The organism is Streptomyces sp. 63XJN7_1_ISO-PGPR-S23-121 (genome assembly GCF_056173025.1).
Map to the genome: position 1 here is coordinate 1406136 of NZ_CM149653.1, position 26351 is coordinate 1432486.

Annotated in this window: 19 protein-coding genes; 7 read left to right on the forward strand and 12 right to left on the reverse strand. The window is 72.3% G+C overall.

The window, feature by feature from the left end; all coding sequences use genetic code 11:
* Positions 1-200: 200 nt before the first annotated feature.
* Positions 201-1226, forward strand: a complete 1026-nt coding sequence (locus tag AC0VYN_RS06585) for an ATP-dependent 6-phosphofructokinase (protein WP_385458225.1) — start codon at positions 201-203, stop codon at positions 1224-1226.
* Between the two features lie 34 nt (positions 1227-1260).
* Here the strand turns inward: AC0VYN_RS06585 and AC0VYN_RS06590 are convergent, their stop codons facing one another.
* Positions 1261-2232, reverse strand: a complete 972-nt coding sequence (locus AC0VYN_RS06590; RefSeq protein WP_475535164.1) for a helix-turn-helix transcriptional regulator — start codon at positions 2230-2232, stop codon at positions 1261-1263.
* 232 nt (positions 2233-2464) lie between these two features.
* Between AC0VYN_RS06590 and AC0VYN_RS06595 the strand changes: the two genes are divergently transcribed.
* Positions 2465-3151 carry an alpha/beta fold hydrolase gene (locus tag AC0VYN_RS06595; protein ID WP_475535165.1) on the forward strand — a complete coding sequence of 229 codons (687 nt, stop codon included), beginning with the start codon at positions 2465-2467 and terminating at the stop codon, positions 3149-3151.
* A gap of 11 nt (positions 3152-3162) precedes the next feature.
* Here the strand turns inward: AC0VYN_RS06595 and AC0VYN_RS06600 are convergent, their stop codons facing one another.
* The 6 genes from AC0VYN_RS06600 to AC0VYN_RS06625 form a co-directional block, all read right to left on the reverse strand.
* Complete coding sequence (locus tag AC0VYN_RS06600; RefSeq protein WP_475535166.1) at positions 3163-3879, reverse strand: helix-turn-helix domain-containing protein; 717 nt, start codon at positions 3877-3879, stop codon at positions 3163-3165.
* A 90-nt stretch (positions 3880-3969) separates the two neighbouring features.
* On the reverse strand, positions 3970-4818 hold the full coding sequence (locus AC0VYN_RS06605) for a carbohydrate ABC transporter permease (protein WP_385458223.1): 849 nt from the start codon (positions 4816-4818) through the stop codon (positions 3970-3972).
* A gap of 6 nt (positions 4819-4824) precedes the next feature.
* The gene (locus AC0VYN_RS06610; protein ID WP_475535167.1) at positions 4825-5778 is read right to left on the reverse strand and encodes a carbohydrate ABC transporter permease; all 954 of its coding nucleotides are present in this window, start codon (positions 5776-5778) and stop codon (positions 4825-4827) included.
* Positions 5775-7145, reverse strand: coding sequence for an extracellular solute-binding protein (locus AC0VYN_RS06615; protein ID WP_475535168.1), 1371 nt, complete (start codon positions 7143-7145; stop codon positions 5775-5777). The genes AC0VYN_RS06610 and AC0VYN_RS06615 overlap by 4 nt, the downstream gene beginning before the upstream one ends.
* Positions 7146-7254: 109 nt before the next feature.
* The gene (locus AC0VYN_RS06620) at positions 7255-7953 is read right to left on the reverse strand and encodes a response regulator (protein WP_475535169.1); all 699 of its coding nucleotides are present in this window, start codon (positions 7951-7953) and stop codon (positions 7255-7257) included.
* A 178-nt stretch (positions 7954-8131) separates the two neighbouring features.
* Positions 8132-9841, reverse strand: coding sequence for a sensor histidine kinase (locus AC0VYN_RS06625; RefSeq protein ID WP_475535170.1), 1710 nt, complete (start codon positions 9839-9841; stop codon positions 8132-8134).
* Between the two features lie 153 nt (positions 9842-9994).
* On the opposite strand from AC0VYN_RS06625, the gene AC0VYN_RS06630 reads away from it, so the two are divergent.
* From AC0VYN_RS06630 to AC0VYN_RS06645, 4 genes are all read left to right on the forward strand, one after another.
* Positions 9995-11383: a cation:dicarboxylate symporter family transporter gene (locus tag AC0VYN_RS06630; protein WP_475535171.1), complete on the forward strand. Its 1389-nt coding sequence runs from the start codon at positions 9995-9997 to the stop codon at positions 11381-11383.
* Positions 11384-11503: 120 nt separating this feature from the next.
* Complete coding sequence (locus AC0VYN_RS06635) at positions 11504-11932, forward strand: MerR family transcriptional regulator (protein ID WP_386922645.1); 429 nt, start codon at positions 11504-11506, stop codon at positions 11930-11932.
* A gap of 14 nt (positions 11933-11946) precedes the next feature.
* A complete protein-coding gene (locus AC0VYN_RS06640) occupies positions 11947-12261 on the forward strand; it encodes a thioredoxin family protein (RefSeq protein ID WP_475536823.1) in 315 nt (104 codons plus the stop codon).
* Between the two features lie 132 nt (positions 12262-12393).
* Positions 12394-14658 (forward strand): HelD family protein, encoded by a 2265-nt coding sequence (locus AC0VYN_RS06645; protein ID WP_475535172.1) that lies wholly within the window; start codon positions 12394-12396, stop codon positions 14656-14658.
* 12 nt (positions 14659-14670) lie between these two features.
* Here AC0VYN_RS06645 and glgB read toward each other — a convergent pair whose 3' ends face one another.
* From glgB to AC0VYN_RS06665, 4 genes are all read right to left on the reverse strand, one after another.
* Positions 14671-17340, reverse strand: a complete 2670-nt coding sequence (gene glgB / locus AC0VYN_RS06650; protein ID WP_475535173.1) for a 1,4-alpha-glucan branching enzyme — start codon at positions 17338-17340, stop codon at positions 14671-14673.
* 41 nt (positions 17341-17381) lie between these two features.
* Positions 17382-18788: a maltokinase N-terminal cap-like domain-containing protein gene (locus tag AC0VYN_RS06655; protein ID WP_475535174.1), complete on the reverse strand. Its 1407-nt coding sequence runs from the start codon at positions 18786-18788 to the stop codon at positions 17382-17384.
* Positions 18789-18877: 89 nt separating this feature from the next.
* Positions 18878-20596, reverse strand: a complete 1719-nt coding sequence (treS, locus tag AC0VYN_RS06660) for a maltose alpha-D-glucosyltransferase (RefSeq protein ID WP_475535175.1) — start codon at positions 20594-20596, stop codon at positions 18878-18880.
* Positions 20593-22689, reverse strand: coding sequence for an alpha-1,4-glucan--maltose-1-phosphate maltosyltransferase (locus AC0VYN_RS06665; protein WP_475535176.1), 2097 nt, complete (start codon positions 22687-22689; stop codon positions 20593-20595). Before AC0VYN_RS06665 ends, treS begins: the two co-directional genes overlap by 4 nt.
* Before the next feature lie 452 nt (positions 22690-23141).
* Here AC0VYN_RS06665 and AC0VYN_RS06670 point away from each other — a divergent pair, with 452 nt between their 5' ends.
* Complete coding sequence (locus AC0VYN_RS06670; protein WP_475535177.1) at positions 23142-25760, forward strand: glycosyltransferase family 1 protein; 2619 nt, start codon at positions 23142-23144, stop codon at positions 25758-25760.
* 33 nt (positions 25761-25793) lie between these two features.
* On the opposite strand, the gene AC0VYN_RS06675 is transcribed toward AC0VYN_RS06670, so the two are convergent.
* Positions 25794-26303, reverse strand: a complete 510-nt coding sequence (locus AC0VYN_RS06675; RefSeq protein ID WP_385458208.1) for a DUF1990 family protein — start codon at positions 26301-26303, stop codon at positions 25794-25796.
* Between the last annotated feature and the right edge of the window lie 48 nt (positions 26304-26351).

A 26351-nucleotide genomic window follows, 5' to 3' on the forward strand; every position in this document is an offset into this window, starting at 1 on the left:
GGCTCCGTACACAAAAATCGCCCACCGGGGTGAGCGGAACCATCTTGACAATACCTCTCCCAATAGATAAGGCGCCCGTCAGTGAGCCGTGCTCGAGGGCGGCTAGGGTGCCGACCGTACGGAAGCGGCATCCCCTTGGGCGACGTGAAAGAATCGGACGTGGCTCACCGGTGTCCACAGCGAGCAGGAGACACAGCACGATGCGTATCGGAGTTCTCACCGCAGGCGGCGACTGCCCCGGCCTGAACGCAGTGATCCGGTCGGTCGTGCACCGAGCGGTCGACAACTACGGCGACGAGGTCATCGGCTTCGAGGACGGCTACGCGGGCCTCCTGGACGGCCGTTACCGCGCCCTCGACCTGAACGCGGTCAGCGGCATCCTGGCGCGCGGCGGCACCATCCTCGGCTCCTCCCGGCTGGAGCGCGACCGGCTCCGCGAGGCCTGCGAGAACGCCGGCGACATGATCCAGAACTTCGGCATCGACGCGCTGATCCCCATCGGCGGCGAGGGCACGCTGACGGCGGCCCGGATGCTGTCCGACGCGGGGCTGCCGGTGGTGGGCGTGCCCAAGACGATCGACAACGACATCTCCTCCACCGACCGCACCTTCGGCTTCGACACGGCCGTCGGCGTGGCGACGGAGGCGATGGACCGCCTCAAGACCACCGCCGAGTCCCACCAGCGCGTGATGGTCGTCGAGGTCATGGGCCGGCACGCCGGCTGGATCGCCCTCGAGTCCGGCATGGCCGCCGGCGCCCACGGCATCTGCCTGCCCGAGCGGCCCTTCGACCCCGCGGACCTGGTCAAGATGGTCGAGGAGCGGTTCGCCCGCGGCAAGAAGTTCGCCGTCGTCTGCGTCGCCGAGGGCGCCCACCCCGTCGAGGGCTCCATGGACTACGGCAAGGGCGCGATCGACAAGTTCGGCCACGAGCGCTTCCAGGGCATCGGCACGGCACTGGCGTACGAGTTGGAGCGCAGGCTCGGCAAGGAGGCCAAGCCGGTCATCCTCGGCCACGTGCAGCGGGGCGGCACCCCGACCGCCTACGACCGGGTGCTCGCCACCCGCTTCGGCTGGCACGCGGTGGAGGCCGCGCACCGGGGCGAGTTCGGCCGGATGACCGCGCTGCGCGGCACGGACGTCGTCATGGTGCCGCTGGCCGAGGCCGTGACCGAGCTGAAGACGGTGCCGAAGGACCGCATGGACGAGGCCGAGTCGGTCTTCTGAGCCGGGGAGGGGCCCGCCCGGGCCCCGCGTCCCGTCAGGCCGGGTCCCGCACCACCGCGGCGGTGAGGCGCGCCGCCAGCGCCGCGACCGCGCCACGCAGTTCCTCCCCGCCCTCGACGCGGAAGGCGAACGGCAGCCGCGCCAGCCACTCCTGCGCGTACATGCCCGGGTTGCGGGTGCTGCCGGTCAGCACGCACCCGTCCCCCGAGGGTTCGAGCCGTCCCATGGGCGGCCGGATCCAGGGCGCCACCTCGCCCGGCGGGGCGTCGAACACCACGCGGGTGGCGAACTCCCAGCCGAGTCCCAGGTGCTCCTCCAGCACCGCCACCGGGTCCAGGTCCGCGGGCGGTGCGAAGGCGTGCCCGGTGGGCCGGACCGTGCGTATCCGGTCGACCCGGTAGGTGCGGATCGCGTCGGCGCGCAGGGAGTGGCACAGCAGGTACCAGCGGCCGTGGCGGACGACGAGGGACCACGGCTCCACCTCGGTCTCCCACGCGTCGCCGGTCTCGGGGCGGTACCCGACCAGCACGCGGTGCCGGGCCGCGACGGCGTCGACGAGGTCGCTGGTGACGGCCGGATCCGGGCGGACCGCGTACGGGTCGGGCGCGGCCGACGCGTACTCCCGCAGCAGGGCCGCCTGCCGGCCGACGCTCTCCGGCAGCGCCTTGACGACCTTGCCGAGGGCGCTGCCGACCAGGTCGTCGGCGTCGGCGTCGGCCGCGGCCGGCTGGTCGCCGAGCACCGCCATCACCAGGCCGAGCGCCTCGGCCTGCGTGAAGTGCACGGGCGGCAGCCGCGTCCCGCGCCCCAGCCGGTACCCGCCGTGCGGCCCCCGGACCGACTGCACGGGGATGCCGGCCTCCCTGAGGATCCCGACGTACCGGCGCGCGGCCCGCTCCGTGACCCCCAGCCGCTCGGCGAGGTCGCCGGCCGTCGTTCCCGGGCGGGCCCGGAGTATCTCCAGGGTGCGCAGCGCTCGCGCGGTGGGGCTGAGATCGTTCGGCACGGCAGCAGGCTAGGGCCTGCCGTCATGCCGACGTCGCGGGCCGGGACGCACCGTCCGTCCCAGCAGGCCCGATCCGAACGACAGACCCCAGGGCCTGCCGGTCACGGTCGCGGGGGAAGCGGCAGCGGATTGTCCGGAACTCCTCCTACGGTGAAGCCCTCGCGGGGGACACCCCGTGTTCGCGCGGTCTCCGCGGCAGGGGACCGCCGTACCCGAAGAAGGAGAACCGACCATGGACATCCTGCTCGTCGGCGGCCTGTGGCTGGACGGGTCCGTGTGGCACCGCGTCGCGTCCGCGCTGGAGCCGCTCGGCCACCGCCCCGTGCACGTCACCCTGCCCGGCCAGGGCGACGGCGCCCGGTCCGCGACGCTCGACGACCAGGTGGCCGCGGTGCTCGCCGCGGTGGACGCGGCGCCCGGCAGGCCCATGGTGGTGGGGCACTCCGCCGCCTCCACCCTGGCCTGGCTCGCCGCCGACCGGCGCCCGGAGCGGCTGGCCAAGGTCGCCCTCGTCGGCGGCTTCCCGACCGGCGACGGGCAGCCCTACGCCGACTTCTTCGAGGTCCGCGACGGTGCGATGCCCTTCCCCGGCTGGGAGCCGTTCGAGGGGCCGGACGCCGCCGACCTCGACCCGGACGCCAGACGGAAGCTGGCGGACGCGGCGATTCCCGTGCCCGAGGGCGTGGCCCGGGGCGTGGTGCGGCTCGCGGACGAACGGCGGTTCGAGGTCCCGGTCGTGGTCGTGTGCCCGGAGTTCACCGCCGCGCAGGCGCGGAAGTGGATCGACGCCGGCGACGCCCCGGAACTCGCCCGGGCCGGGCACGTCGACTTCGCCGACATCGACTCGGGCCACTGGCCCATGATCACCAGGCCCGCCGAGCTCGCCCGGATCCTGGCCGCCGCCGCCGACGCGGCCTGACCGGCCGCGCCTCACTCGGTGTGCGTGCGCACCACCGCCCAGAAGTGCTCCACGATCCGGTCGAGGTAGTCGCGGCCGGCCGCGCTGGAGTCGCCGCTCCCGCCGCCCCAGCGGAGGGTGGCGACCATGTGCCCCTGGTAGTCCTGGTGCAGCTCCTGGAGCACGTCCTCCAGGAGCCGCCGGTCCAGGGGGGCGATCTTCGAGACCGGCCGCACGTACCCCTGCCAGCGGGTGTTCACCGCGCTGCGCAGCAGGTCGGCGAGTTTCCCGTCGCGCCCCGTGACGCTGACGAAGTCGGGCAGCCCGAGGCCGAGCACGTCGGCGAGCGCGGACGACTGGCGGTCGGTGCCGCGCCAGTCGTCCTTCTCCTCCATCCGCAGGTAGACGTCCGGGCCGAGCCCGACGGCACGCGCCACGTCCTCGGGTGCGAGCCCGCGGGCCAGGCGGTGCTCGCGCAGGGTCTGCGGGCGGCCGATGAGTTCACCGGGCGAGCACCACAGCACGCCCGCGAGGGCCGTGAGTTCGGGGCTGCCGGGGGAGACGAGCCCCCGTTCCCAGGCGACGACGAGGTCCGGGGTCACGTACGGCAGCCCGTACGACACCCGCATGCCGTGGGCGACGTGCTCGGGGGCCATGCCGAGGGCGGCACGCAGGCGGCGGGCGGCGAGGGCGTTGAACGGGGGACCCGACTGGTTCGGGTGGGGTGAGGGTCGGCGCACGGGCCACACCGTAGGGGCCCGTGCGCGGCTTGACTACGGTCTGTTCACCCAGCGATACGGATGGTGCGAACCTACGGGCGGGCACGGCCGCCGTCCCGCTCACCCCTTCACCGCCCCGCCCAGCGCGAAGCCGCCGCCGAGCCGCCGGGAGATCAGCACGTACAGCAGGATCACCGGCGTCGAGTAGACGATCGAGAACGCCGCCAGCTGCCCGTACGCCACCATGCCCCGGTTGCCGAAGAAGTCGTTGACGCTCACCGACGCCGGCATTCGGTCCGGGGAGAGCAGCAGCATGAAGGGGACGAAGAAGTTGCCCCACATCATCACGAACGAGAAGACCGTCACCACCGCCACGCCCGGCCCCATCAGAGGCAGCACGATCCGCAGCAGCGACTGGAACGAGGAGGCGCCGTCCGTCCACGCCGCCTCCTCCAGCTCCTTGGGCACGCCGTCCATGAAGTTCTTCATCAGCCAGATGGCGAACGGCAGTTGGGACGCGGCGAAGAAGAAGACCGTGCCCTGGAGGGTGTCGATCAGGTTGACCCGCACGAACAGCGCGTAGACCGGCACCATGATCGCGGTGATCGGCAGGCTGGTCGCGAACAGGACGGTCAGCAGGAACGGCCGGTTCAGCCGGGACCGGAAACGGGACAGCGGGTACGCCGCGAGCGCCGCGCACACCACCGTCAGCAGGGTCGCGCCGCCGCACAGCACCAGGCTGTTGAGCAGCGGGGTGAAGGTGATGTCGTCGGTGAGGATCGCGTCGAAGTTGTCCAGGGTCAGGCCGTCGGGAGCCTTCACCCGCAGGTTCGCGTGCGGGTCGAGGGCGGACAGCACCACCCACGCCAGCGGCAGCACGAAGGCGGCGGCGGCCACCAGCAGTCCGGCGTCGGCGGCCAGCCGCCGCCTCGTGCGACGGGAGGCGGGTGTGCGCGTCGTGCGGGCCATGGGCGGTCAGACCTCCGTCCGCAGCAGGCGCAGGTACACGACCGAGAACAGCGAGCCGATCAGCAACAGCAGCAGCGCCACCGCCGTGCCGTAGCCGATCAGGCTGTTCTGGAAGGCCTGTTCGTACATGAAGAGCGGCAGCGTCTGGCTCCTGCCGCTGGGGCCGCCGCGCGTCATCACCCAGATCAGGCCGAACACCGAGAGCGTCTGGAGGGTGTTGAGCATGAGGTTGGTGCCGATGGAACGGCGGATCATCGGCAGCGTGATGTGCCACATGCGACGCCAGCCGCTCGCCCCGTCCACCTCGGCGGCCTCGGTGATCTCCTTCGGGATGTCGTTCAGGGCGGCCGAGTACACCAGCATCGAGAACGCCGTGCCCCGCCAGACGTTGGCGAAGGACACCGCCAGGATCGGCAGCGTGAACAGCCAGTTCTGGGTGGGCAGATGGAGCTGGTCGAGGATGGCGTTGAGGGTGCCCTCGCGGCGGAAGAAGGCGTAGAGCAGGAAGCCCGCCACCACCTCCGGCAGCACCCACGCAGTGACGACGATGCCGCCGGTGAGCGTACGGACCGGCTTCGAGGCCCGCCGCATCAGCGAGGCCAGCGCGAGCCCCAGGGTGTTCTGCCCGATCAGCGACGACAGCACCGTGAAGACCAGCGTCAGCCACACGGCGTTGAGGAACGCCTCGTCCCGGAAGGCCCGCCGGAAGTTGTCGAACCCGACGAAGGACTCCTCGGCCTGTCCGGTCAGCTGGAGGTCGGTGAAGGCGATGACGACGCAGTAGACGATGGGGCCGGCGAGGAAGAGCAGCAGCAGGACGACGGCGGGGGAGACGGGGAGGACTCGGAGCAGGGAGCGGCGCACGGAGCCCGGCCCCGGGCGGGCCGGGGCGGCGGCGGGCGGGCCCGGCGGGACCTCGCGGACCTCCGGGCCCGTGTGCCGCGGCGCGGCCGCGGTCACCCGCCGACCACCTGGTCGTCCGTGGCCTCCCTCAGCGCCTCGTCGTAGCCGCGCGCCGCCTCCTCGACCGACAGGTCACCGGTCGTCACGCCCTCCATCGCCTCCTGGACGGCGACGGAGACCTTCGGGTAGGCCGGGTAGGCGGGCCGGTAGTGGGTGCTGGCGACCAGGTCGGTGAAGAACTCGATGCCGGGCTGGGCGCGGATGTACGCGGGGTCGCTCGCGACGTCCTCGCGGACCGCGATGCCGGAGTTGGCGATGTACCACTTCTGCGCGTTCGCCCTGGTCTGCATGGTCTTGACGAACTCGAAGGCCAGGTCCGGGTTGGCCGCCTTGGCGGGGATCGCCCAGGTCCAGCCGCCGGACATGCTCACCTTGCCGGGCGCCTGGCCCTTCTGGGTCGGCATGGCGGCCAGACCCAGCTCCTTCGACCACTCGGGCCACTCGTGGCCGCTGCCCTCCAGCCAGTCCTGGGGCAGCCAGGAACCGTCCAGGGCGATGCCGAGCCTGCCCTGCGGGAGGAGTTCGCCGCGGACCGTGGTGGAGAAGTTGGGGTCGAGCGCGTCGGACACCTCCGGGCCGAGCTTCTCCTTGTAGACCGTCTCGACGAAGGCGAGGGAGTCCCTGAAACCCTGCCCCGCCGTGATCCACTTCCTGCTGTCCTTGTCGTACAGCGGGTCGGTGGTCCCGTCGTTCGTGCCGTACAGCAGCATCTCGAAGCCCTGCATGGTGGCGGCCTCGCCGGCGGGCTTGCCCGTGTACACGTTGAGGGGCGTGACGCCGGGGACCCTCTCCTTGATGGTGCGGGCCGCCGAGAGCACGTCGTCCCAGGTCCGCGGCTGCCAGTCGGCGGGCAGACCGGCCTTGGCGAAGACGTCCCTGCTGAACCACAGCCCGCGGGTGTCCGTGCCGTCCGGGACGCCGTACGTCCTCCCGTCCTCGCCCCTGGCCGCCGCCTTCGCGGTGTCGACGAACCGGTCCCAGTCCTGCCACCGGGCGAGGTAGGCGTCGAGCGGCTTCAGGTACCCGCTGGTGATGTCGGAGTTGATGAGGAAGGTGTCCTCGTAGACCAGGTCCGGCGCGGTCTTGGGGGAGCGCAGCATCTGCTGCACCTTGGTGTAGTACTCGGAGTCCGGGGCCTTGATCGGGACGAGCTCGACCTTCTTGCCCGGATGGGCCTTCTCGAACTGCTTCTTGATGTCGGCGAGGTAGGTGTCCATCACCTTGACGGAGTTGTCCGTCGACTGCTTGTAGGAGACCTTCACCGTGTCCGGATCGCTGCCGGAACCGCCCGAACAGGCGGCGAGTGCGGTGGAGGCGAGCGCGGTCAGGGTGACGAGAGAGGTGAACCGGACGATGGAACGCACGGGCAACGACCTCCTGCGGGCGCACTACGTTGTGGCCGGGACGGCTGCCCGGCGAACGTAAGAGGGGCGCTCCGGCCGGGTCAATGCGTGTGCCGTGGATTACCTGTGTTCATCTGCCCCGCTCCGTCCCCCGGACCCACCGGTACACCAGCTCCGGGCGCCCCACCTGTCCGTAGAGCGGACGCCGCCGCGCCCGGCCGGTGTCCACCAGGTGTTCCAGGTAACGGCGGGCGGTGATCCGCGAGATGCCCACGGCCTCGGCCGCCCCGGCCGCCGTGAGGCCCTCCTCCGTGTCCCGCACGGCGACCGTCACCCGTTCCAGCGTGGGCGCGCTGAGCCCCTTCGGCAGCGCCGCCGGGCCGGGGGCCCGCAGCGTGGCCAGCGCCCGGTCCACCTCCTCCTGGCCGCTCGCCTCCCCGGCGGTGCCCCGGAACTCGGCGTACCGCACCAGCCGGTCCCGGAGCGTGGCGAAGGTGAAGGGCTTCAGCACGTACTGGACGACGCCCAGCGACACGCCCTCCCGCACGACCGTCAGGTCCCGGGCCGACGTCACCGCTATCACGTCGGTGTGGTGCCCGGCCGCCCGCAGGGAACGGGCGAGCTGGAGCCCGTGCACGTCCGGCAGGTGCAGGTCGAGCAGCAGCAGGTCGACCTGCGTGCGGTCCAGCACCCGCCGCGCCTCCGCACCGGTGTGCGCGGTGCCGACGGCCGTGAACCCCGGCACCCGCCCGACGTACATGACGTGCGCGTCGGCGGCGACGGGGTCGTCCTCGACGACGAGCACCCGGATGGGCTGCTGCTCGCTCATGGCCGGCCTCCGCACCCCGGTCCGCGCGCCCCGGCGACGGCCACGCCACCGGACGTCCGGCGGACGGCCGGGATACGGGCGGAGCCGTCGGTGACCGGGGCCCACCGGCGCCGCTCGCCCGCAGAGGCGGGGCGGGGTGGCCGGGTGCGGCGGTCGGTGGCCGGGACGTGGAGGGTGGTCATGCGGTGGCTCCCGGGGTCGGTGCGGCCGTCCGGAGAGCCGGTGCGGCCGTCCGGGGGGCCGGTGCGGCCGTCCGGGGGGCCGGTGCGGCCGTGCCGGTGCCGGCCAGCGGCAGCCGGGCCTCGAAGCGGGCGCCGCCCTCCTCGGCCTCCGCCACCGTCAGCGTGCCCCCGTGCCGGTGCACCGCCTGACGGACCAGCGCGAGCCCCAGGCCCCGCCCGCCGGGTCCGGCCGGCTTGGTCGAGAAGCCCCGCTGGAAGAGCAGCTCCGCGTGGGCCGGGTCGACGCCCGCGCCGGTGTCCGACACCCGCAGCACCAGCTCCGGGCCGCCCCCGTCCGCACCCGTGCCCGTGTACGCCGCCACCGTCACCCGCGAGGGCACCCGTCCCTGGGCCGCGTCCACCGCGTTGTCGATCAGGTTGCCCAGGATGGTCACCAGGTCCCGGGAGGGCAGGGACGGCGGCAGCAGCCCGTCGTCCAGCCGGCTGTCCTGCGACACCACCAGTTCCACCCCCCGCTCGTTCGCCTGCGCCGTCTTGCCCAGCAGCAGCGCGGCCAGCACCGGCTCGCCCACCGCCGCCACCACCTGGTCGGTGAGCGCCTGCGCCAGCTCCAGCTCGGCCGTCGCGAAGTCCACCGCCTCCTCGGCGCGCCCCAGCTCGATCAGCGAGACGACCGTGTGCAGCCGGTTGGCGGCCTCGTGCGCCTGCGAGCGCAGCGCCTGCGTGAAGCCGCGCTCCGAGTCCAGTTCGCCCATCAGCGACTGGAGCTCGGTGACGTCCCGCAGGGTCACCACCGTGCCCCGGCGCTCACCGCCCGAGACCGGCGAGGTGTTCACCACCAGCACCCGCTCGGCCGTCAGGTGCACCTCGTCCACCCGCGGCTCCGACGACAGCAGCGCCCCCGTCAGCGGCGCCGGCAGTCCCAGTCCGGCGACCGGGGCGCCGACCACGTCGCCGCCCACGCCGAGCAGCTCCCGTCCGCCGTCGTTGATCAGCGCGACACGGTACTGCCCGTCCAGCATCAGCAGCCCCTCCCGTACCGCGTGCAGCGCCGCCTGATGGTAGTCGTGCATGCGGCTGAGCTGGTCCGCGTTCATGCCGTGGGTGTGCCGGCGCAGCCGCGCGTTGATCACGTACGTGCCGACCGCGCCGAGTGCGAGGGCACCGGCCGCGACGCCGAGCAGGGCCGTCAGCTGGTCCTGCACCCGCCTGCTGATCTCCTCGACCTTGATCCCGGCGCTGACCAGGCCGACGATCCGTCCGTCGTCCCGCACGGGCGTGACCGCCCGGACCGACGGGCCCAGCGTCCCGGTGTAGGTCTCGGTGAAGGTCTCGCCGCGCTGCGCACGCCCGATGTGGCCCTGGAAGGGATGGCCGATCTGCAGCGGGTCGGGGTGGGTCCAGCGGATCCCCTCGGGCGTCATGATCGTGACGAAGTCGACGTCGGTGTCCCGCATGACGCGCACCGCGTACGGCTGGAGCCGCGCCGTCGGGTCGGCGGTGCCGACGGCCTCCAGCACGGACGGCGAGTCGGCGATCGACAGCGCCACCGACCTGGCCTGACGTCGCGCCGAGTGCTCGGCCTCCTCCCGGTCGCTGAGGTAGCTGAACAGCGCGTAGCCGGCGACGACGACCGCTATCAGCACGGCCTGCATCGCGAAGAGCTGGCCGGCCAGGCTGCGGGGACGGGGGACGCTGAGGCGCATGCCGCAAGTGTCTCTCCTGGCTGATTGCGAACTAAATGAACGCAAGGGTGACCGCGCTCACAGGGCGCGAGATAGTCACCGCATCCCCAACCCAACCGCCCGGACGTGAGCCGCACGCCGGTGATGCCGACGACGTCGTCAAGGAGGGCCGCCGTGACCAGCGCTGCCGATACGGCACCTGCCGCACCCAAAGCCAAGCGGGACCGCACGCACTATCTCTACATCGCGGTGATCGTCGCGGTCGCCCTCGGCATCGCCGTCGGCCTGATCGCGCCCGACTTCGCGGTCGAGCTGAAGCCGATCGGCACCGGCTTCGTGAACCTGATCAAGATGATGATCTCGCCGATCATCTTCTGCACGATCGTGCTGGGCATCGGCTCGGTCCGCAAGGCCGCGAAGGTCGGCGCGGTGGGCGGCATCGCCCTCGCCTACTTCATGGTGATGTCGATGGTAGCCCTGGCGATCGGCCTGATCGTCGGCAACATCCTGGACCCGGGCACCGGCCTCGCGGTCACCGACGCCGTCAAGGAGACCGGTCACGCGCAGGTCGACGCCGAGGCCAAGGACACCACCGAGTTCCTGCTCGGCATCATCCCGACCACGATCGTCTCGGCGTTCACCGAGGGCGAGGTCCTGCAGACCCTGCTGATCGCGCTGCTCTGCGGCTTCGCGCTCCAGGCGATGGGCAAGGCCGGCCAGCCCGTGCTGCGCGGCGTCGAGCACATCCAGCGCCTGGTCTTCCGCGTCCTCGCCATGATCATGTGGGCGGCACCGGTCGGCGCGTTCGGCGCGATGGCGGCGGTGACCGGTTCGGCCGGTGTGGACGCCCTGAAGAGCCTGGCCGTGCTGATGCTCGGGTTCTACGTCACCTGCATCCTGTTCGTCGTCGTGGTGCTGGGCGCCCTGCTGAAGATCTGCACCGGCGTCAACGCGCTCTCGCTCTTCAAGTACCTGGGCCGCGAGTTCCTGCTGATCCTGTCCACGTCCTCCTCCGAGTCGGCGCTGCCCCGTCTCATCGCCAAGATGGAGCACCTGGGCGTCAGCAAGCCGGTGGTCGGCATCACCGTCCCGACCGGCTACTCCTTCAACCTCGACGGCACCATGATCTACATGACCATGGCCTCGCTGTTCATCGCCGACGCCATGGGCACGCCGATGTCGATCGGTGAGCAGATCCCGCTGCTGCTGTTCCTGTTCGTCGCCTCCAAGGGCGCCGCCGGTGTCACCGGCGCGGGCCTCGCGACGCTGGCCGGAGGTCTCCAGTCGCACAAGCCCGCCCTGGTCGACGGCATCGGCCTGATCGTCGGCATCGACCGCTTCATGAGCGAGGCCCGCGCCCTGACCAACTTCGCGGGCAACGCGGTGGCCACCGTCCTGATCGGCACCTGGACCAAGGAGATCGACAAGGACCGGGTCGCCGAGGTGCTGGCCGGGCGGGTCCCGTTCGACGAGCGGACGCTCCTCGACGACGGGCACGACGACGGCGGCACCCTTGACGGGATGCCCGAGCAGGGCGGCGAGAAGGAGCTGGCGAAGGCCTGACGCCCGCCCCGTGAAGACCCCGGGCGGCTGAGGGCTCCCCTGTTGCTCAGCCGCCCGGCCCTTTTCCCCTCCCCCCTCCTCCTTGCCTTGACGTCCGCGTCAAGGCTTACGTTCGTCCGCATGCGAATCGGTGAGCTGGCCGCACGCGCCGGGACCACGACGCGGACGCTGCGGTACTACGAGTCGCGCGGGCTGCTGCCCGCGCGCCGGGACGATCAGGGGTACCGGACCTACGACGAGCGCGACGTGAAGCTGCTGGAGCAGATCAGGACGCTGCGCGACTTCGGGTTCGACCTGGAGGAGACCCGGCCCTTCGTGGAGTGTCTGCGGGCCGGTCACCCGGAGGGCGACTCGTGCCCGGCGTCGCTCGCCGTCTACCGCCGCAAGCTGGCGGAGCTGGACGCGCTGATCGGCGAGCTGCGGGGCGTGCGCGCGACGGTCGCGGACCAGCTGGCGCGCGCGGAGACGGCGCGGGACGGGCTGGCCACCGAGGCGCTGGTTCCGGGGGGCCCGGAGCCCGAGTGCGAACTGGGAGGGCGAGGACTGTGAGCGTAGCGAGTGGTGTGGCCGAGGTGACCGACGCGACCTTCGCGGAGGAGGTCATCGGGGCGGGGCTGCCGGTGCTGGTGGAGTTCACCGCGGACTGGTGCCCGCCGTGCCGGCAGATGGCCCCGGTGCTCGGCGCCCTGGCCGCGGAGGAGGCGGACCGGCTCCGGGTGGTCCAGCTGAACGTCGACGCGAACCCGGAGACGACCAACGCCTACAAGGTGCTGTCGATGCCGACCTTCATGGTGTTCCGGGACGGCGAGCCGGTGAAGGCGATGGTGGGCGCCCGGCCCAAGCGGCGGCTGCTGGAGGAGCTGTCCGACGTGCTGTGACCTCCCGGCCGTGACACCTCGGCAAAAGAAATCCCCCGAGCACAATTGCGCTCGGGGGATTTCTTTGCGTATATTCGTTTATTCGTGACTTCAGGAAAAGGGCGTCACGAAGAAGTTCACTGAGCACAGTGTATGCGGGCGGGAGTGGCATTGTCAAACACCGAATTTCCGGACGATGAATTGCGGCAGGAACAGGAATTCATCGACGGACTGTACGCGCGCGTGGACGCGCTGCGCGGCGACACCGAGGTCTCGGTCACGGACGCCCTCGCGCAGGGCAACACCCCCATGCAGGCCAGGCTGGAGCGGGACATCCTGGTCGCCGAGCGCTCCGGGCTGCTCGCCGCGCTCAACGCGGTGGACGGCTCCCTGTGCTTCGGCCGGATCGACCTGGCCTCCGGCGCGGGCCACCACATCGGCCGCATCGGCCTGCGGGCCGACGACGCCGAACGCACCCCGGTCCTGATCGACTGGCGGGCCGACGTCGCCCGTCCCTTCTACCTGGCGACCGGCCACACCCCGATGGGCCTGCGCCGCCGCCGGCACATCGCGAGCGAGGGGCGCCGGGTCACCGCCCTGCACGACGAGATCCTCGCCCTCGGCGACGAGACCCGCACCGGCCACGAGGACCCGTCGGGCGACGCCGTGCTGCTCGCCGCGCTGAACTCCGCGCGCACCGGCCGCATGGGCGACATCGTGCAGACCATCCAGGCCGACCAGGACCGCATCATCCGCGCCCCGCACCGCGGCGTGCTGGTCGTCGAGGGCGGCCCCGGCACCGGCAAGACCGCCGTCGCCCTGCACCGCGCCGCCTACCTGCTCTACGAGCACCGCGAGCTGCTCGCCAAGCGCGCCGTCCTGATCGTCGGCCCCAACCCGGCCTTCCTCGGTTACATCGGCGAGGTGCTGCCCTCCCTGGGCGAGACCGGGGTGCTCCTGGCGACCGTCGGCGAGCTGTTCCCCGGTGTGCGGGCCACCGCCACGGACACCCCCGAGGCGGCGGCCGTGAAGGGCCGGGCCGGCATGGCCGACGTCCTCGCCGAGGCGGTCCGCGCCCGGCAGGCGCTGCCCGATCCGGTCATCGCCATCGAGCACGACCGCGACGTCCTCATGCTCGACGACGACCTGGTCAACGTCGCCCGCGAGCGCACCCGCGCCACGGGGCTGCCCCACAACGCGGCCCGCGAGCACTTCGAGGGGCACATCCTCAACACCCTCACCGACATGGTCGCCGAACGCATCGGCACCGACCCCTACGACGGCTCCAACCTGCTCGACCCCAGCGACATCACCCAGATCCGCGACGAGCTCGCCGAGAACCCCGAGGTCTGGGCGGCCGTCGACCGGTTGTGGCCCCGGCTGACCCCGCAGCGCCTCGTCGCCGGCCTCCTCGCCGAGCCCGACGCCTTCCTGTCCGCCGAGGACGCCGCCGCCGTCCGCCGCCCGGTGACCCGGCGCTGGACCGTGGCGGACGTGCCCCTGCTGGACGAGGCGGCCGAGCTGCTGGGCGTGGACGACCGGATCGCCCGCTCCCGCGCCGAGCGCGAGCGGGAGGAGCAGATCGCCTACGCGCAGGGCGTGCTCGACGTGTCGTACGCGTCCCGGACGTACGAGTTCGAGGACAAGGACGAGGACGACGCCGAGGTCCTGCTCGCGCACGACATCATCGACGCCGAGCGGTTCGCCGAACGCCAGGAGGAGGGGGACCACCGCAGTGCCGCCGAGCGCGCGGCGGCCGACCGCACCTGGGCGTTCGGGCACATCATCGTCGACGAGGCGCAGGAGCTGTCCCCGATGGCGTGGCGGCTGCTGATGCGCCGCTGCCCGACCCGGTCCATGACCCTGGTCGGCGACCCGGCGCAGACCGCGGAGGCGGCCGGCGTCGGCTCCTGGTCGAAGATCCTCGCCCCCTATGTCGAGGACCGCTGGGAGCACACCCGCCTCGGCGTCAACTACCGCACCCCGGCCGAGATCATGGACCTCGCGGCTGCGGTCGTCCGCGCCGAGGACCCGGAGTTCGCCCCGCCGAGCTCGGTGCGCTCCACGGGCGTGCGGCCCTGGATCCGCGCCACCGGCGACCTCCCGGCCGCCGTCGCCGAGGCCGCCCGGGAACTGACCCCGGACGAGGGCCGCCTCGCCGTCATCGCCCCGCGCGAGCTGCACCGGGCCCTCGCGGCCCGGCTGGACGGCGTCACGGAGGGCGCCGAGCCGGACCTGACGCGGTCCGTCGTGCTGCTCGACCCGCGCCAGTCCAAGGGCCTGGAGTTCGACTCCGTCCTGGTCGTCGAGCCCGGCCGCTACGGCACGAGCGACCTGTACGTGGCCCTCACCCGGGTCACCCAGCGGCTCGGCGTCCTGCACACCGAGCCGCTGCCGAAGGGACTGGTGGACGCGTAACCCGTAAGGCGCCTACGCCGGGCGCAGCCACACCGTCGCCAGGGGCGGCAGGGTCAGCCGGATGCTCGCCGGACGGCCGTGCCACCCCTGCGGCTCCGGCTTCACCGGGCCGGGGTTGCCCACGTCGCCGCCGCCGTACCGGGCGGCGTCGGTGTTGAGCACCTCGTGCCAGGCGGGGACCTCGTCGGGGACGCCGAGCCGGTAGTCGGGGCGGACGACCGGCGCGAAGTTCGACACCGCCAGCAGCGGGACGCCGTCCGCGTCGCACCGCAGGAACGCGAGGACGTTGTCCTCGGAGGCGTCCCCGACCACCCACGAGAACCCGGCCGGGTGGGTGTCCCGCTGCCACAGCGCGGGCGTGTCCCGGTACACGGTATTGAGATCGCGGACCAGGTCCAGCACGCCCCGGTGGTCGGGGGCCGCCCCGTACTGCGGGTCGAGCAGCCACCAGTCGGGGCCGCGCTCCTCGGACCACTCGGCGCCCTGCGCGAACTCCTGCCCCATGAACAGCAGTTGCTTGCCGGGGTGGGCCCACATGAAGCCCAGGTACGCCCGTTCGTTCGCACGCTGCTGCCACCAGTCGCCCGGCATCTTCGACACCAGCGACTTCTTGCCGTGCACCACCTCGTCGTGCGATATCGGCAGCACGTAGTTCTCGCTGTACGCGTACACCATGGAGAAGGTCATCTCGCCGTGGTGGTACTTGCGGTGCACCGGCTCGTGGCTCATGTACTCCAGCGAGTCGTGCATCCAGCCCATGTTCCACTTCAGCCCGAACCCGAGCCCGCCGAAGCCGCTCGGTCCCTTGTGGTGCGTGGCTCGCGTGACCCCGTCCCAGGCCGTGGACTCCTCGGCGACGGTCACGACGCCCGGCACCCGCCGGTACACCGTCGCGTTCATCTCCTGGAGGAACGCCACCGCGTCCAGGTTCTCCCGGCCGCCGTGCTCGTTGGGCGTCCACTGGCCCGGCTCGCGCGAGTAGTCCAGGTACAGCATCGAGGCGACCGCGTCCACGCGCAGCCCGTCGATGTGGAACTCCTCGCACCAGTACACGGCGTTGGCGACCAGGAAGTTGCGCACCTCGCGGCGCCCGAAGTCGAACTCCAGGGTCCCCCAGTCCGGGTGGGCGGCCCTGAGCGGATCGGAGTGCTCGTACAGCGGACGCCCGTCGAACTCGGCCAGTGCCCAGTCGTCGCGCGGGAAGTGCGCCGGGACCCAGTCCATCAGCACGCCGATGCCGGCCTGGTGCAGCCGGTCGACCAGGTACTTGAAGTCGTCGGGCTCCCCGAGCCGGGCCGTGGGCGCGTAGAACCCGGTGACCTGGTAGCCCCACGAGCCGCCGAAGGGGTGCTCGGCCACCGGCATCAGCTCGACGTGCGTGAAGCCCAGGTCCCCGACATAGGCGGGCAGTTGCTCGGCGAGGTCGCGGTAGGTCAGCCCCGGCCGCCAGGACGGCAGGTGCACCTCGTACACCGACATGGGCGCCTCGTGCGCGGGTGCGTCGGTACGGCGCGCCAGCCACTCGTCGTCGCCCCAGGTGTAGTCCGAGGCGTGCACGACGGAGGACGTGGCGGGCGGGACCTCCGTGCGGCGGGCCAGCGGGTCGGCGCGGAAGGTGCGGGAGCCGTCAGGCCGGGTGATCTCGAACTTGTACGGCTCGCCCGCGCCGACGCCGGGCAGGAACACCTCCCACACGCCGGTCCCGCCGAGCGACCGCATGGGGTGGCCGGTGCCGTCCCAGAAGTTGAAGCCGCCGGCGACCCGCACCCCGCGCGCGTTCGGTGCCCACACCGCGAAACGGGTGCCGGTCACCCCCTGGTGGGTCGTGGGGTGCGCGCCGAGCGCCTGCCAGAGCTGCTCGTGCCGGCCCTCGCCGATCAGGTGCAGGTCCAGGTCGCCCAGCGTGGGCAGGAAGCGGTAGGGGTCCTCGGTCTCCTGGACCGTCTCCCCGTAGGCGACGAGGAGGCGGTAGGCGGGGACCTCGCCGAGCGGCAGCAGGCCGGAGAAGAAGCCGTCCCCGTCGTGGCGCAGTTCGGCGCGCAGCTCCCCGGCCAGTACGGTCACGGCCGTGGCGTACGGCCGGAACGCCCGGACGGCGATCCCGCCGGGCACCGGGTGGGCGCCGAGCACTGAGTGCGGGTCGTGGTGCGTGCCGGCCAGCAGCCGCTCCCGGTCACCGGCGTCGACCGCGAGGGATGCGGGAGCCCTGCCGGTGACGGCCTTCTTGGCGGCGACCCGCTTCGACGCCGGGGCCCTCCCCGCGGCGCCCTTCTCTACGACGGCCTTCTTCGCGACGGCCCTCTTGGTGACGGCGGCGGTCTGCTTCGCCGCGGTCTTCCCCGTAGCGGGCTTCTCGACGACGGCCTTTTCGGCGACCGTCTTCTTCGTGACGGCCTTCTTCGCGACGGTGGCGGTCTGCTTCGCCGCGGGGATCCTCCCCGTAGGGGCCTTCTTGGCGACCGCCTTCCTGGTGGTGGCCTTCTCGGGCGGGGTCTTCCCGGCGGCCGCCTTCTTCGCCACTGCGGACTTCGCCGGCGCCTTCTTCGCGACCGCGGACTTCGCCGGCGCCTTCTTCGCGGTCGTCGCCTTGGCGCCCGTCTTCTCGGCGGGCGCCTTCTTCGCGCTCTTCTCCTCGGCCGTCTTCTTCGGATCCGGACCGCTGGACGGGGGACGGGGGGTCACGGGAGGAGCCTCCTAGGCGACGAGCGAGCGGGAGAAGGGGGTCAGGAGATGACGCCGGTCCGGTCGGGCGCGGCCAGGCGGCGCACCGCGGACAGGGGCACGTGGAGCCAGTCGGGGCGGTGCCGGGCCTCGTACACGACCTCGTAGACGGCCTTGTCGGTCTCGTAGGCGCGCAGCAGCACCGGGTCGGTGCGCGGGTCGAAGCCGGCGGCCTCCGCGTACCCGGTGCAGTACGCGGCCCGGCAGGTCTCGGCCCAGCCGGGTACCGGGGTCTCCGCCGAGTGCGCCGCGTAGTCGAAGGACCGCAGCATCCCCGCGACGTCCCGCACCGCCGGCTGCGGCATCCGCCGCTCGGCCAGCGGTTTCGCTGGCTCGCCCTCGAAGTCGATCAGGGACCACTGCCCGGAGGCCGACCGCAGGCACTGCCCGAGGTGCAGATCGCCGTGGACGCGCTGACCGGTCCAGGTGCGGCCCTCGCCGGCCAGCTCGGCCAGCGCCGTGAAGGCCGTGCGCAGCCCGGGCGCGTACGGCAGCAGGGCGGGCACGGCGTGGACGGCCTCCTCCAGCCGCGCGAGCATGCCGTCGACCAGCGGCCCCAGCTGGCTGTGGCCGAGCGTGACCGTCGGCAGCGCGCGGGCCAGCGCGGTGTGGACCTCGGCCGTGGCCCGGCCGAGCGCCCGCGCCTCGGCCGCGAAGTCCTCGCCCTTGGCCAGTTCCCGCAGGGCCAGCTCCCAGCCGTCGGTCGCCCCCTGCACGAACGGCTGGAGCACGCCCAGCACCCAGGCCTCCCCGGCCAGGTCCGCCACCATCCAGCCCGTGGGCGCGGGCACCCTGGGGCAGCCCTCGCGGGCCAGCGCCAGCGGCAGCTCCAGATCGGGGTTGACCCCGGGCACGATCCGGCGCAGCAGCTTGAGAATGAACGTATCTCCATACACGACCGACGAGTTCGACTGCTCGGCGGTCATCAGGCGCGGCACCAGTCCGGTGCGGATCTCCTGGTCCGGGTCGCGGTCGAAGCGGAGGCCGCCCACGCGGGCCCGGGAGCGGAGCGCCTCGAGGAGCACCTCGGCGGGGCGGGTGTCGTACAGGGCGTCGTAGACGGTGCGCCCGGCCAGCGGGCCCTCGGTGACGTGTCCGATCAGGGCGGGCGCCAGCCGGGGCGGCAGCGCCTCGCGCACCCCTATCAGGAGCTGGTAGCAGTCGCCCGGCTGCTCGGGGGAACCGAGGGCCGGCACGAGCGGCTGGTGGGCGCGCACCAGCACGTGGAAGAGGCCGAGACGGGCGTCCGCAGGCAGCAGCTCGGTGGCCGCGACCAGCGAGAACCCGGTGACCGGTCGCCCCTTGCCGGCGAACCAGCGCTGCCGCGGCAGCCACTCCCGCAGCAGCGGCTCCAGGGACGCAAGGAGTCCGGGCGGGCTCGGGACGGTGCGTATGACGGCTTCCGACATGGCGTCGCGTCCTTTCCCCGGGTCGTCGGGGTGTTACTGATGCGTGCCCCGGGCGGGGCGACGGAAACCGCCCCGCCCGGGGTCCGGGCCTAAGCGGCGTCCTTGCGGAGCCGGAACCAGTAGAAGCCGTGCCCCGCGAGCGTCAGCAGGTACGGCAGCTCCCCGACCGCCGGGAAGCGGACCCCGCCGAACAGCTCCACGGGGTGGCGGCCCTCGAAGGCGCTCAGATCGAGTTCGGTGGGCTGCGCGAACCGGGAGAAGTTGTGGACGCACAGCACCAGGTCGTCCCCCTCTTCCCCATTCGGGGGGGCCTCGCGCAGGAAGGCCAGCACGGCGGGGTTGGACGAGGGCAGTTCGGTGTACGAGCCCAGGCCGAACGCCACGTTCTGCTTGCGGATCTCGATCATGCGGCGGGTCCAGTGCAGCAGCGACGAGGGCGAGGCCATCGACGCCTCGACGTTGGTCACCTGGTAGCCGTAGACCGGGTCCATGATCGTCGGCAGGTACAGCCGGCCCGGGTCCGACGACGAGAAACCGGCGTTGCGGTCCGGGGTCCACTGCATGGGCGTGCGCACCGCGTCGCGGTCGCCGAGCCAGATGTTGTCGCCCATGCCGATCTCGTCGCCGTAGTAGAGGATCGGCGAGCCGGGCAGGGACAGCAGCAGTGCCGTGAACAGCTCGATCTGGTTGCGGTCGTTGTCGAGGAGCGGGGCCAGGCGCCGCCGGATGCCGATGTTGGCGCGCATCCGCGGGTCCTTGGCGTACTCGGCCCACATGTAGTCGCGCTCCTCGTCGGTGACCATCTCGAGGGTCAGCTCGTCGTGGTTGCGCAGGAAGATGCCCCACTGGCAGCCCGACGGGATCGCCGGGGTCTTGGCCAGGATCTCCGAGACCGGGTAGCGCGACTCCCGCCTGACCGCCATGAAGATGCGCGGCATCACCGGGAAGTGGAACGCCATGTGGCACTCGTCGCCGCCGCTCGGATAGTCGCCGAAGTAGTCGACGACGTCCTCCGGCCACTGGTTGGCCTCCGCCAGCAGCACCGTGTCCGGATACTGGGCGTCGATCTCCTTGCGCACCCGTTTCAGGAAGGAGTGCGTGGCCGGGAGGTTCTCGCAGTTGGTGCCCTCCTGCTGGTACAGGTACGGCACGGCGTCCAGCCGGAACCCGTCGATCCCCAGGTCCAGCCAGAACTTGAGGGCCGAGATCATCTCCTCCTGCACGGCCGGGTTCTCGTAGTTCAGGTCCGGCTGGTGGGAGAAGAAGCGGTGCCAGTAGTACTGCTTGCGGACCGGGTCGTACGTCCAGTTCGACGCCTCCGTGTCCACGAAGATGATCCGCGCGTCCTGGAACTGCTTGTCGTCGTCGGCCCAGACGTAGTAGTCGCCGTACGGGCCCTCGGGGTTCTTCCGGGACTCCTGGAACCACGGGTGCTGGTCGCTGGTGTGGTTCATGACGAAGTCGATGATCACGCGCATGCCCCGCTGGTGGGCGGCGTCGACGAACTCGACGAAGTCGGCCAGGTCGCCGAACTCGGGCAGCACGGCGGTGTAGTCGGAGACGTCGTAACCGCCGTCCTTGAGCGGAGACTTGAAGAACGGCGGCAGCCAGAGGCAGTCCACGCCGAGCCACTGCAGGTAGTCCAGTTTGGCGGTGAGGCCCTTGAGGTCGCCGACGCCGTCGCCGTTGCTGTCCTGGAAGGAGCGGACGAGGACCTCGTAGAAGACGGCGCGCTTGAACCAGTCCGGGTCCAGGAGCTTGGCCGGTGTGTCCTCGAAGGTGTCCGGTACGGGCTCGTTGACGCTCATGTTGTGGGGGACCCTCCGATCTGCGGGGTGGACGGTCGCAGAACCGTGCAGACATGCGCGGGCGTCCGGCCCGGCTCGAGGCGCACATAGTTGGTCCTGCCCCAGTGATAGGTCTCACCGGTGAGCTCGTCGCGCACCGGCACCGACTCGTGCCAGTCCAGGCCGAGTTGCGGCATGTCCAACGAGACCGTGGCCTCCTGGGTGTGGTGGGGGTCGAGGTTGGCGACCACCAGAACCGTGTTCGAACCCTGCCGCTTCGAGTACACGATCACCTCCTCCTTGTCCGAGTGGTGGAAGTGCAGATCACGCAGTTGCCGCAGGGCCGGGTTCTCGCGGCGGATGGTGTTGAGGCGGGTGATGAGGGGGGCGATGGTGCGGCCCTCGCGCTGGGCGGTGTCCCAGTCGCGGGGTTTGAGCTGGTACTTCTCGCTGTCGAGGTATTCCTCGCTGCCTTCGCGCAGGGGGGTGTTCTCGCACAGTTCGTAGCCGCTGTAGATGCCCCAGGCGGGGGAGAGGGTGGCGGCGAGGACGGCGCGGGTCTCGAAGGCGGGGCGGCCTCCGTGCTGGAGGTAGGCGTGCAGGATGTCGGGGGTGTTGGCGAAGAAGTTGGGCCGCATGTAGGAGGCGGCGTCCCCCGTGAGTTCGGTGAGGTACTCCGTCAGTTCCTGTTTGGTGTTGCGCCAGGTGAAGTAGGTGTAGGACTGCTGGAAGCCGATCTGGGCGAGGGTGTGCATCATCGCGGGGCGGGTGAAGGCCTCGGCGAGGAAGACGACGTCGGGGTCGGCGCGGTTGATCTCGCCGATGACGCGTTCCCAGAACACCACGGGTTTGGTGTGGGGGTTGTCGACGCGGAAGATGCGCACGCCGTGGTCCATCCAGAACCGGAGGACGCGGACGGTCTCGGTGACCAGGCCGTCCAGGTCGGCGTCGAAGGCGATGGGGTAGATGTCCTGGTACTTCTTGGGCGGGTTCTCGGCGTGGGCGATGGTGCCGTCGGGCCGGTGGTGGAACCACTCGGGGTGTTTGCCGACCCAGGGGTGGTCGGGGGAGCACTGGAGGGCGAAGTCGAGGGCGATCTCCAGGCCGAGTTCGCCGGCGCGGGTGACGAAGGCGTCGAAGTCGTCGAGGGTGCCCAGGTCGGGGTGGACGGCGTCGTGGCCGCCCTCGGGGGAGCCGATGGCCCAGGGGACGCCGACGTCGTCGGGGCCGGCGGAGAGGGTGTTGTTGCGGCCCTTGCGGTGGGTGGTGCCGATGGGGTGGATCGGGGGGAGGTAGACGACGTCGAAGCCCATCGCGGCGATCGCGTCCAGCCGGCGGGCGGCGGTGCGGAAGGTGCCGTGGGGCTGTTCGGCGGTGCCCTCGGAGCGGGGGAAGAACTCGTACCAGGCGCCGTACAGGGCGCGTTCCCGCTCGACCAGCAGGGGCAGCGGGTCGGAGGTGGTGACCAGCTCCCGCAGCGGATGCCGGGCCAGCACCGCGTCCACCTCCGGCGTCAACGCCGCCGCCAGCCGTGACGAGGCCGGACGCGTCTCGTCCCGCAGCGCGTCGACGGCGGCGAGCAGCAGGGCGCGCCCCCCGCTCTCCGGCACGCCCGCGGCGGCGCGTTCGTACAGCCGCGCGCCCTCCTCCAGGACGAGCTCCGTGTCGAGGCCGGCCGGGATCTTGATCCGTGCGTGGTGCCGCCAGGTGGTGACCGGATCGTCCCACGCCTCGACGGTGTACGACCACGTGCCGGGCTCCCCGGCGGTCACGGTGGCCCCCCAGCGGTCGGTGCCCGGGGCCAGCTCCCGCATCGGCGTCCACGGGCCCGGCCGGCCGAGCGGATCCCTGAGGACGACGTTGGCCGCCACCGCGTCGTGCCCCTCCCGGAACACGGTGGCCGATATCTCGAAGGACTCGCCGGTCACGGCCTTGGCGGGCCGGCGGCCCTGCCGGACGACGGGGCGCACGTCGAGGACGGGGATGCGCCCGACGACGGTGGACTCCCCGGCCGGGACAGGTTCCGGTCCCGGCGGGCCGGCGTCGGCCGGGCGGCCGGGGACCGCGCCGGCGCCGGGTGCGGTGGGGGATGACGAGTGGTGCGTGGCGGGCATGACCGCTCCTGTCCGCGTCAACGAGGGTGGGCGGATGACTCTGGGGAGGTGGTCCTGCGGGGTGTACTCGTGGGGTGTACCGCAGGAGCCTTCCCACACTGTTCGGGTGGGCAATCCGGCACTTTGTTAACTACTCGCGCGTATGTCGACACATGCGGCGGGTCCCGTTCGAACGCCTTCCCGCACTCCGCTTCCGCAATCAGTGCCTCCGCGACATGTGCAGCCTTTCGTGCGGGACGACATGCCACAAGAAGGCCCACGGGGAAAGATCCGGCCATATCGACACGCCGGTACGGATCGGCCCGTACGGCGTCCGAGGACGGGGCCGTTCAGGCCGATTGAGGGTTCCGGGGGCGAAGCTCCCGGCGAGGGACACACCGGCGCCGGTAACGTCATATGGAGACGAGGTAACACACACCCCGTCCAATCGAGCGAACGCGCAGAGGTGGAGTGTGAAGGCGATCCGTCGACTGACCGTCCGTCCCGTTCTCCCCGACCCCCTCCGGCCACTCAGCGATCTGGCCCGCAATCTGCGCTGGTCCTGGCACGCGGAGACCCGCGACCTGTTCCAGTCCGTCGACCCCGGACGCTGGGCCGCCTCCGGCCGCGACCCGGTGCGGCTGCTCGGCACCGTTCCGCCCGCACGGCTGGCGGAGCTGGCCGAGGACCGCCGGTTCCTGCGCCGGCTGGCCGCGGCCACCGACGACCTCGACCACTACATGACCGGCGACCGCTGGTACCAGGTCCAGCCGGGCCGACTGCCCGCCGCCGTCGCCTACTTCTCACCCGAGTTCGGCATCACCGCCGCCCTGCCCCAGTACTCCGGCGGCCTCGGCATCCTGGCCGGCGACCACCTGAAGGCGGCCAGCGACCTCGGCGTGCCGCTCGTCGGGGTCGGCCTGCTCTACCGGCACGGCTACTTCCGCCAGTCCCTGTCCCGGGACGGCTGGCAGCAGGAGCACTACCCCGTCCTCGACCCCCACGAGTTGCCGCTGACCCTCCTCAAGGAGCCCGACGGCACCCCCGCCCGCGTCGCCCTCGCCCTGCCCGGCGGCCGGGAGCTGCGCGCCCGCGTCTGGCTGGCCCAGGTCGGCCGGGTGCCCCTGCTGCTCCTGGACTCGGACGTCGAGGAGAACGACCTCGGCGAACGCGGCGTCACCGACCGGCTCTACGGCGGCGGCAGCGAGCACCGGCTCCTCCAGGAGATGCTGCTGGGCATAGGAGGTGTCCGGGCGGTACGGACGTACTGCCGGCTCACCGGCCACGCGGAACCGGAGGTGTTCCACACCAACGAGGGTCACGCCGGCTTCCTCGGCCTGGAACGCATCGCCGAACTGTGCGACCGGGGGATGGAGTTCGACTCCGCGCTGGAGGCGGTCCGGGCGGGCACCGTCTTCACCACCCACACGCCCGTCCCGGCCGGCATCGACCGCTTCGACCGCGAACTGGTCGCCCGCCACTTCGGCCCCGGCTCCGAACTCCCGCGCATCGACGTCGAGCGCGTCCTGCGCCTCGGCATGGAGACCTACCCCGGCGGCGAGCCCGGCCTGTTCAACATGGCCGTGATGGGCCTGCGCCTCGCCCAGCGGGCCAACGGCGTCTCCCTGCTGCACGGCGGCGTCAGCCGGGAGATGTTCTCCGGACTGTGGCCCGGCTTCGACGCCGAGGAGGTGCCGATCACCTCCGTCACCAACGGCGTGCACGCCCCGACCTGGGTCGCCCCCGAGGTGTTCCGGCTCGGCGCCCGGCAGATCGGCGTGCAGCGCGCCGAGGACGCCCTGACCGTGGGCGGCTCGGACCGCTGGGACTCGGTCGCCGACATCCCCGACCAGGACGTCTGGGAGCTCCGCCGCACCCTGCGCGAGCAACTGGTGACCGAGGTGCGCGAGCGGCTGCGCGCCTCCTGGCGGCAGCGCGGCGCGGGCACGGCGGAGCTGGGCTGGATCGACGACGTCCTCGACCCGGACGTGCTGACCATCGGCTTCGCGCGGCGCGTCCCGTCGTACAAGCGGCTGACGCTGATGCTGCGCGACCGGGAGCGGCTGACGGAGCTGCTGCTGCATCCCGAGCGGCCGGTCCAGATCGTCGTCGCCGGCAAGGCGCACCCGGCGGACGACGGCGGCAAGCGGCTGGTGCAGGAGCTGGTGCGGTTCGCGGACGACCCGCGGGTGCGGCACCGCATCGTGTTCCTGCCGGACTACGGCATGGCGATGGCGCAGAAGCTCTACCCGGGCTGCGACATCTGGCTGAACAACCCGCTGCGGCCCCTGGAGGCGTGCGGGACCAGCGGGATGAAGGCGGCGCTCAACGGCTGCCTCAACCTGTCGGTGCTGGACGGCTGGTGGGACGAGTGGTTCCAGCCGGACTTCGGCTGGGCGATCCCCACGGCGGACGGCGCCGGCACGGACGCCGACCGGCGCGACGCCATAGAGGCCGCCGCCCTCTACGACCTGCTGGAGCAGCGGATCACCCCCCGCTTCTACGAGCGGGGCGCGAGCGGGCTGCCCGACCGGTGGATCGAGATGGTGCGCCGGACCCTGAGCCTGCTCGGGCCGAAGGTGCTGGCCGGCCGCATGGTCCGGGAGTACGTCGAGCGGCTGTACGCTCCGGCGGCCGAGGCGCACCGCGCCATGGACCCGGACTCCGCCAGGGCGCTGGCCGAGTGGAAGACGCGGGTGCGGGCGGCCTGGCCCGGAGTGAGCGTCGACCACGTCGAGACCTCCGCGCCCGCCGCCACGGCGGAGCTCGGCACCACGCTCGGCCTGCGGGTACGGGTGCGGCTCGGTGGCCTCGCCCCGGACGACGTGGAGGTACAGGCGGTCTCCGGACGGGTGGACTCCGAGGACCGCATCACGGCCGCGACGACCGTGCCGCTCAAACCGGTGGGCGGGCCCGACCTGGAGGGCCGCTGGGTGTACGAGGGCCCGCTCGGCCTGGACCGCACCGGGCCCTTCGGCTACACGGTCCGCATCCTCCCCGCGCACCGGCTGCTGGCGTCCGCCGCGGAGGCGGGGCTGGTCGCGGTGCCGTCGGACGAGCTGGGGGAGGCGGCGGGACTGCTGATGAGGTGAGCGCCGGGGCGCCCGGGGCGGCGGGGGCGGGGCTCAGTCCTCCTCCTCGCCGCCGCTCAGCCGCCGCAGGACGGTGCCGCAGCGGCGGGCGTAGGCGTGCTGGAAACCCCGGGTCGCCGGTCCGCCGGCCTTCGCGTACCACTTGGCCGGGCGGCTGAAGGCGGTCACCGTCAGCCAGACCGTGCCGTCGCCGGTGCGGTCCACGACGAAGGCCTCCTCGCCGGACTCGGGATGGCCGGGCAGCGTGCCGTACGCCCAGCCGGCCCGGCGGTGCTCCTCCAGCGTCCACACCACCCGGCAGGGCGCCTTGATCATCCCGGCGAGGGTGACGGTGACGTCGACACCGGGCGCGGCACGGTCCGCGCTCGCGTCGATCCCGACGCCCATCGCCCGGTGCATCTCCCAGGTGAGCACGGCCTCGGCCGCCCGCCGGAACACCGGCTCGCCCTCACCGAGGCGCGTGCGTACGTGCATGGGGCGGAAGCCGGGCGGGCAGTGGTCCCGCTCGCGGGTGGCGCCGACGTCGTCGTACGTGAAGGACATGGGCACCAAGAGTAGGGCGGCCCCCGGGAACCGGTGGTCCCCGGGGGC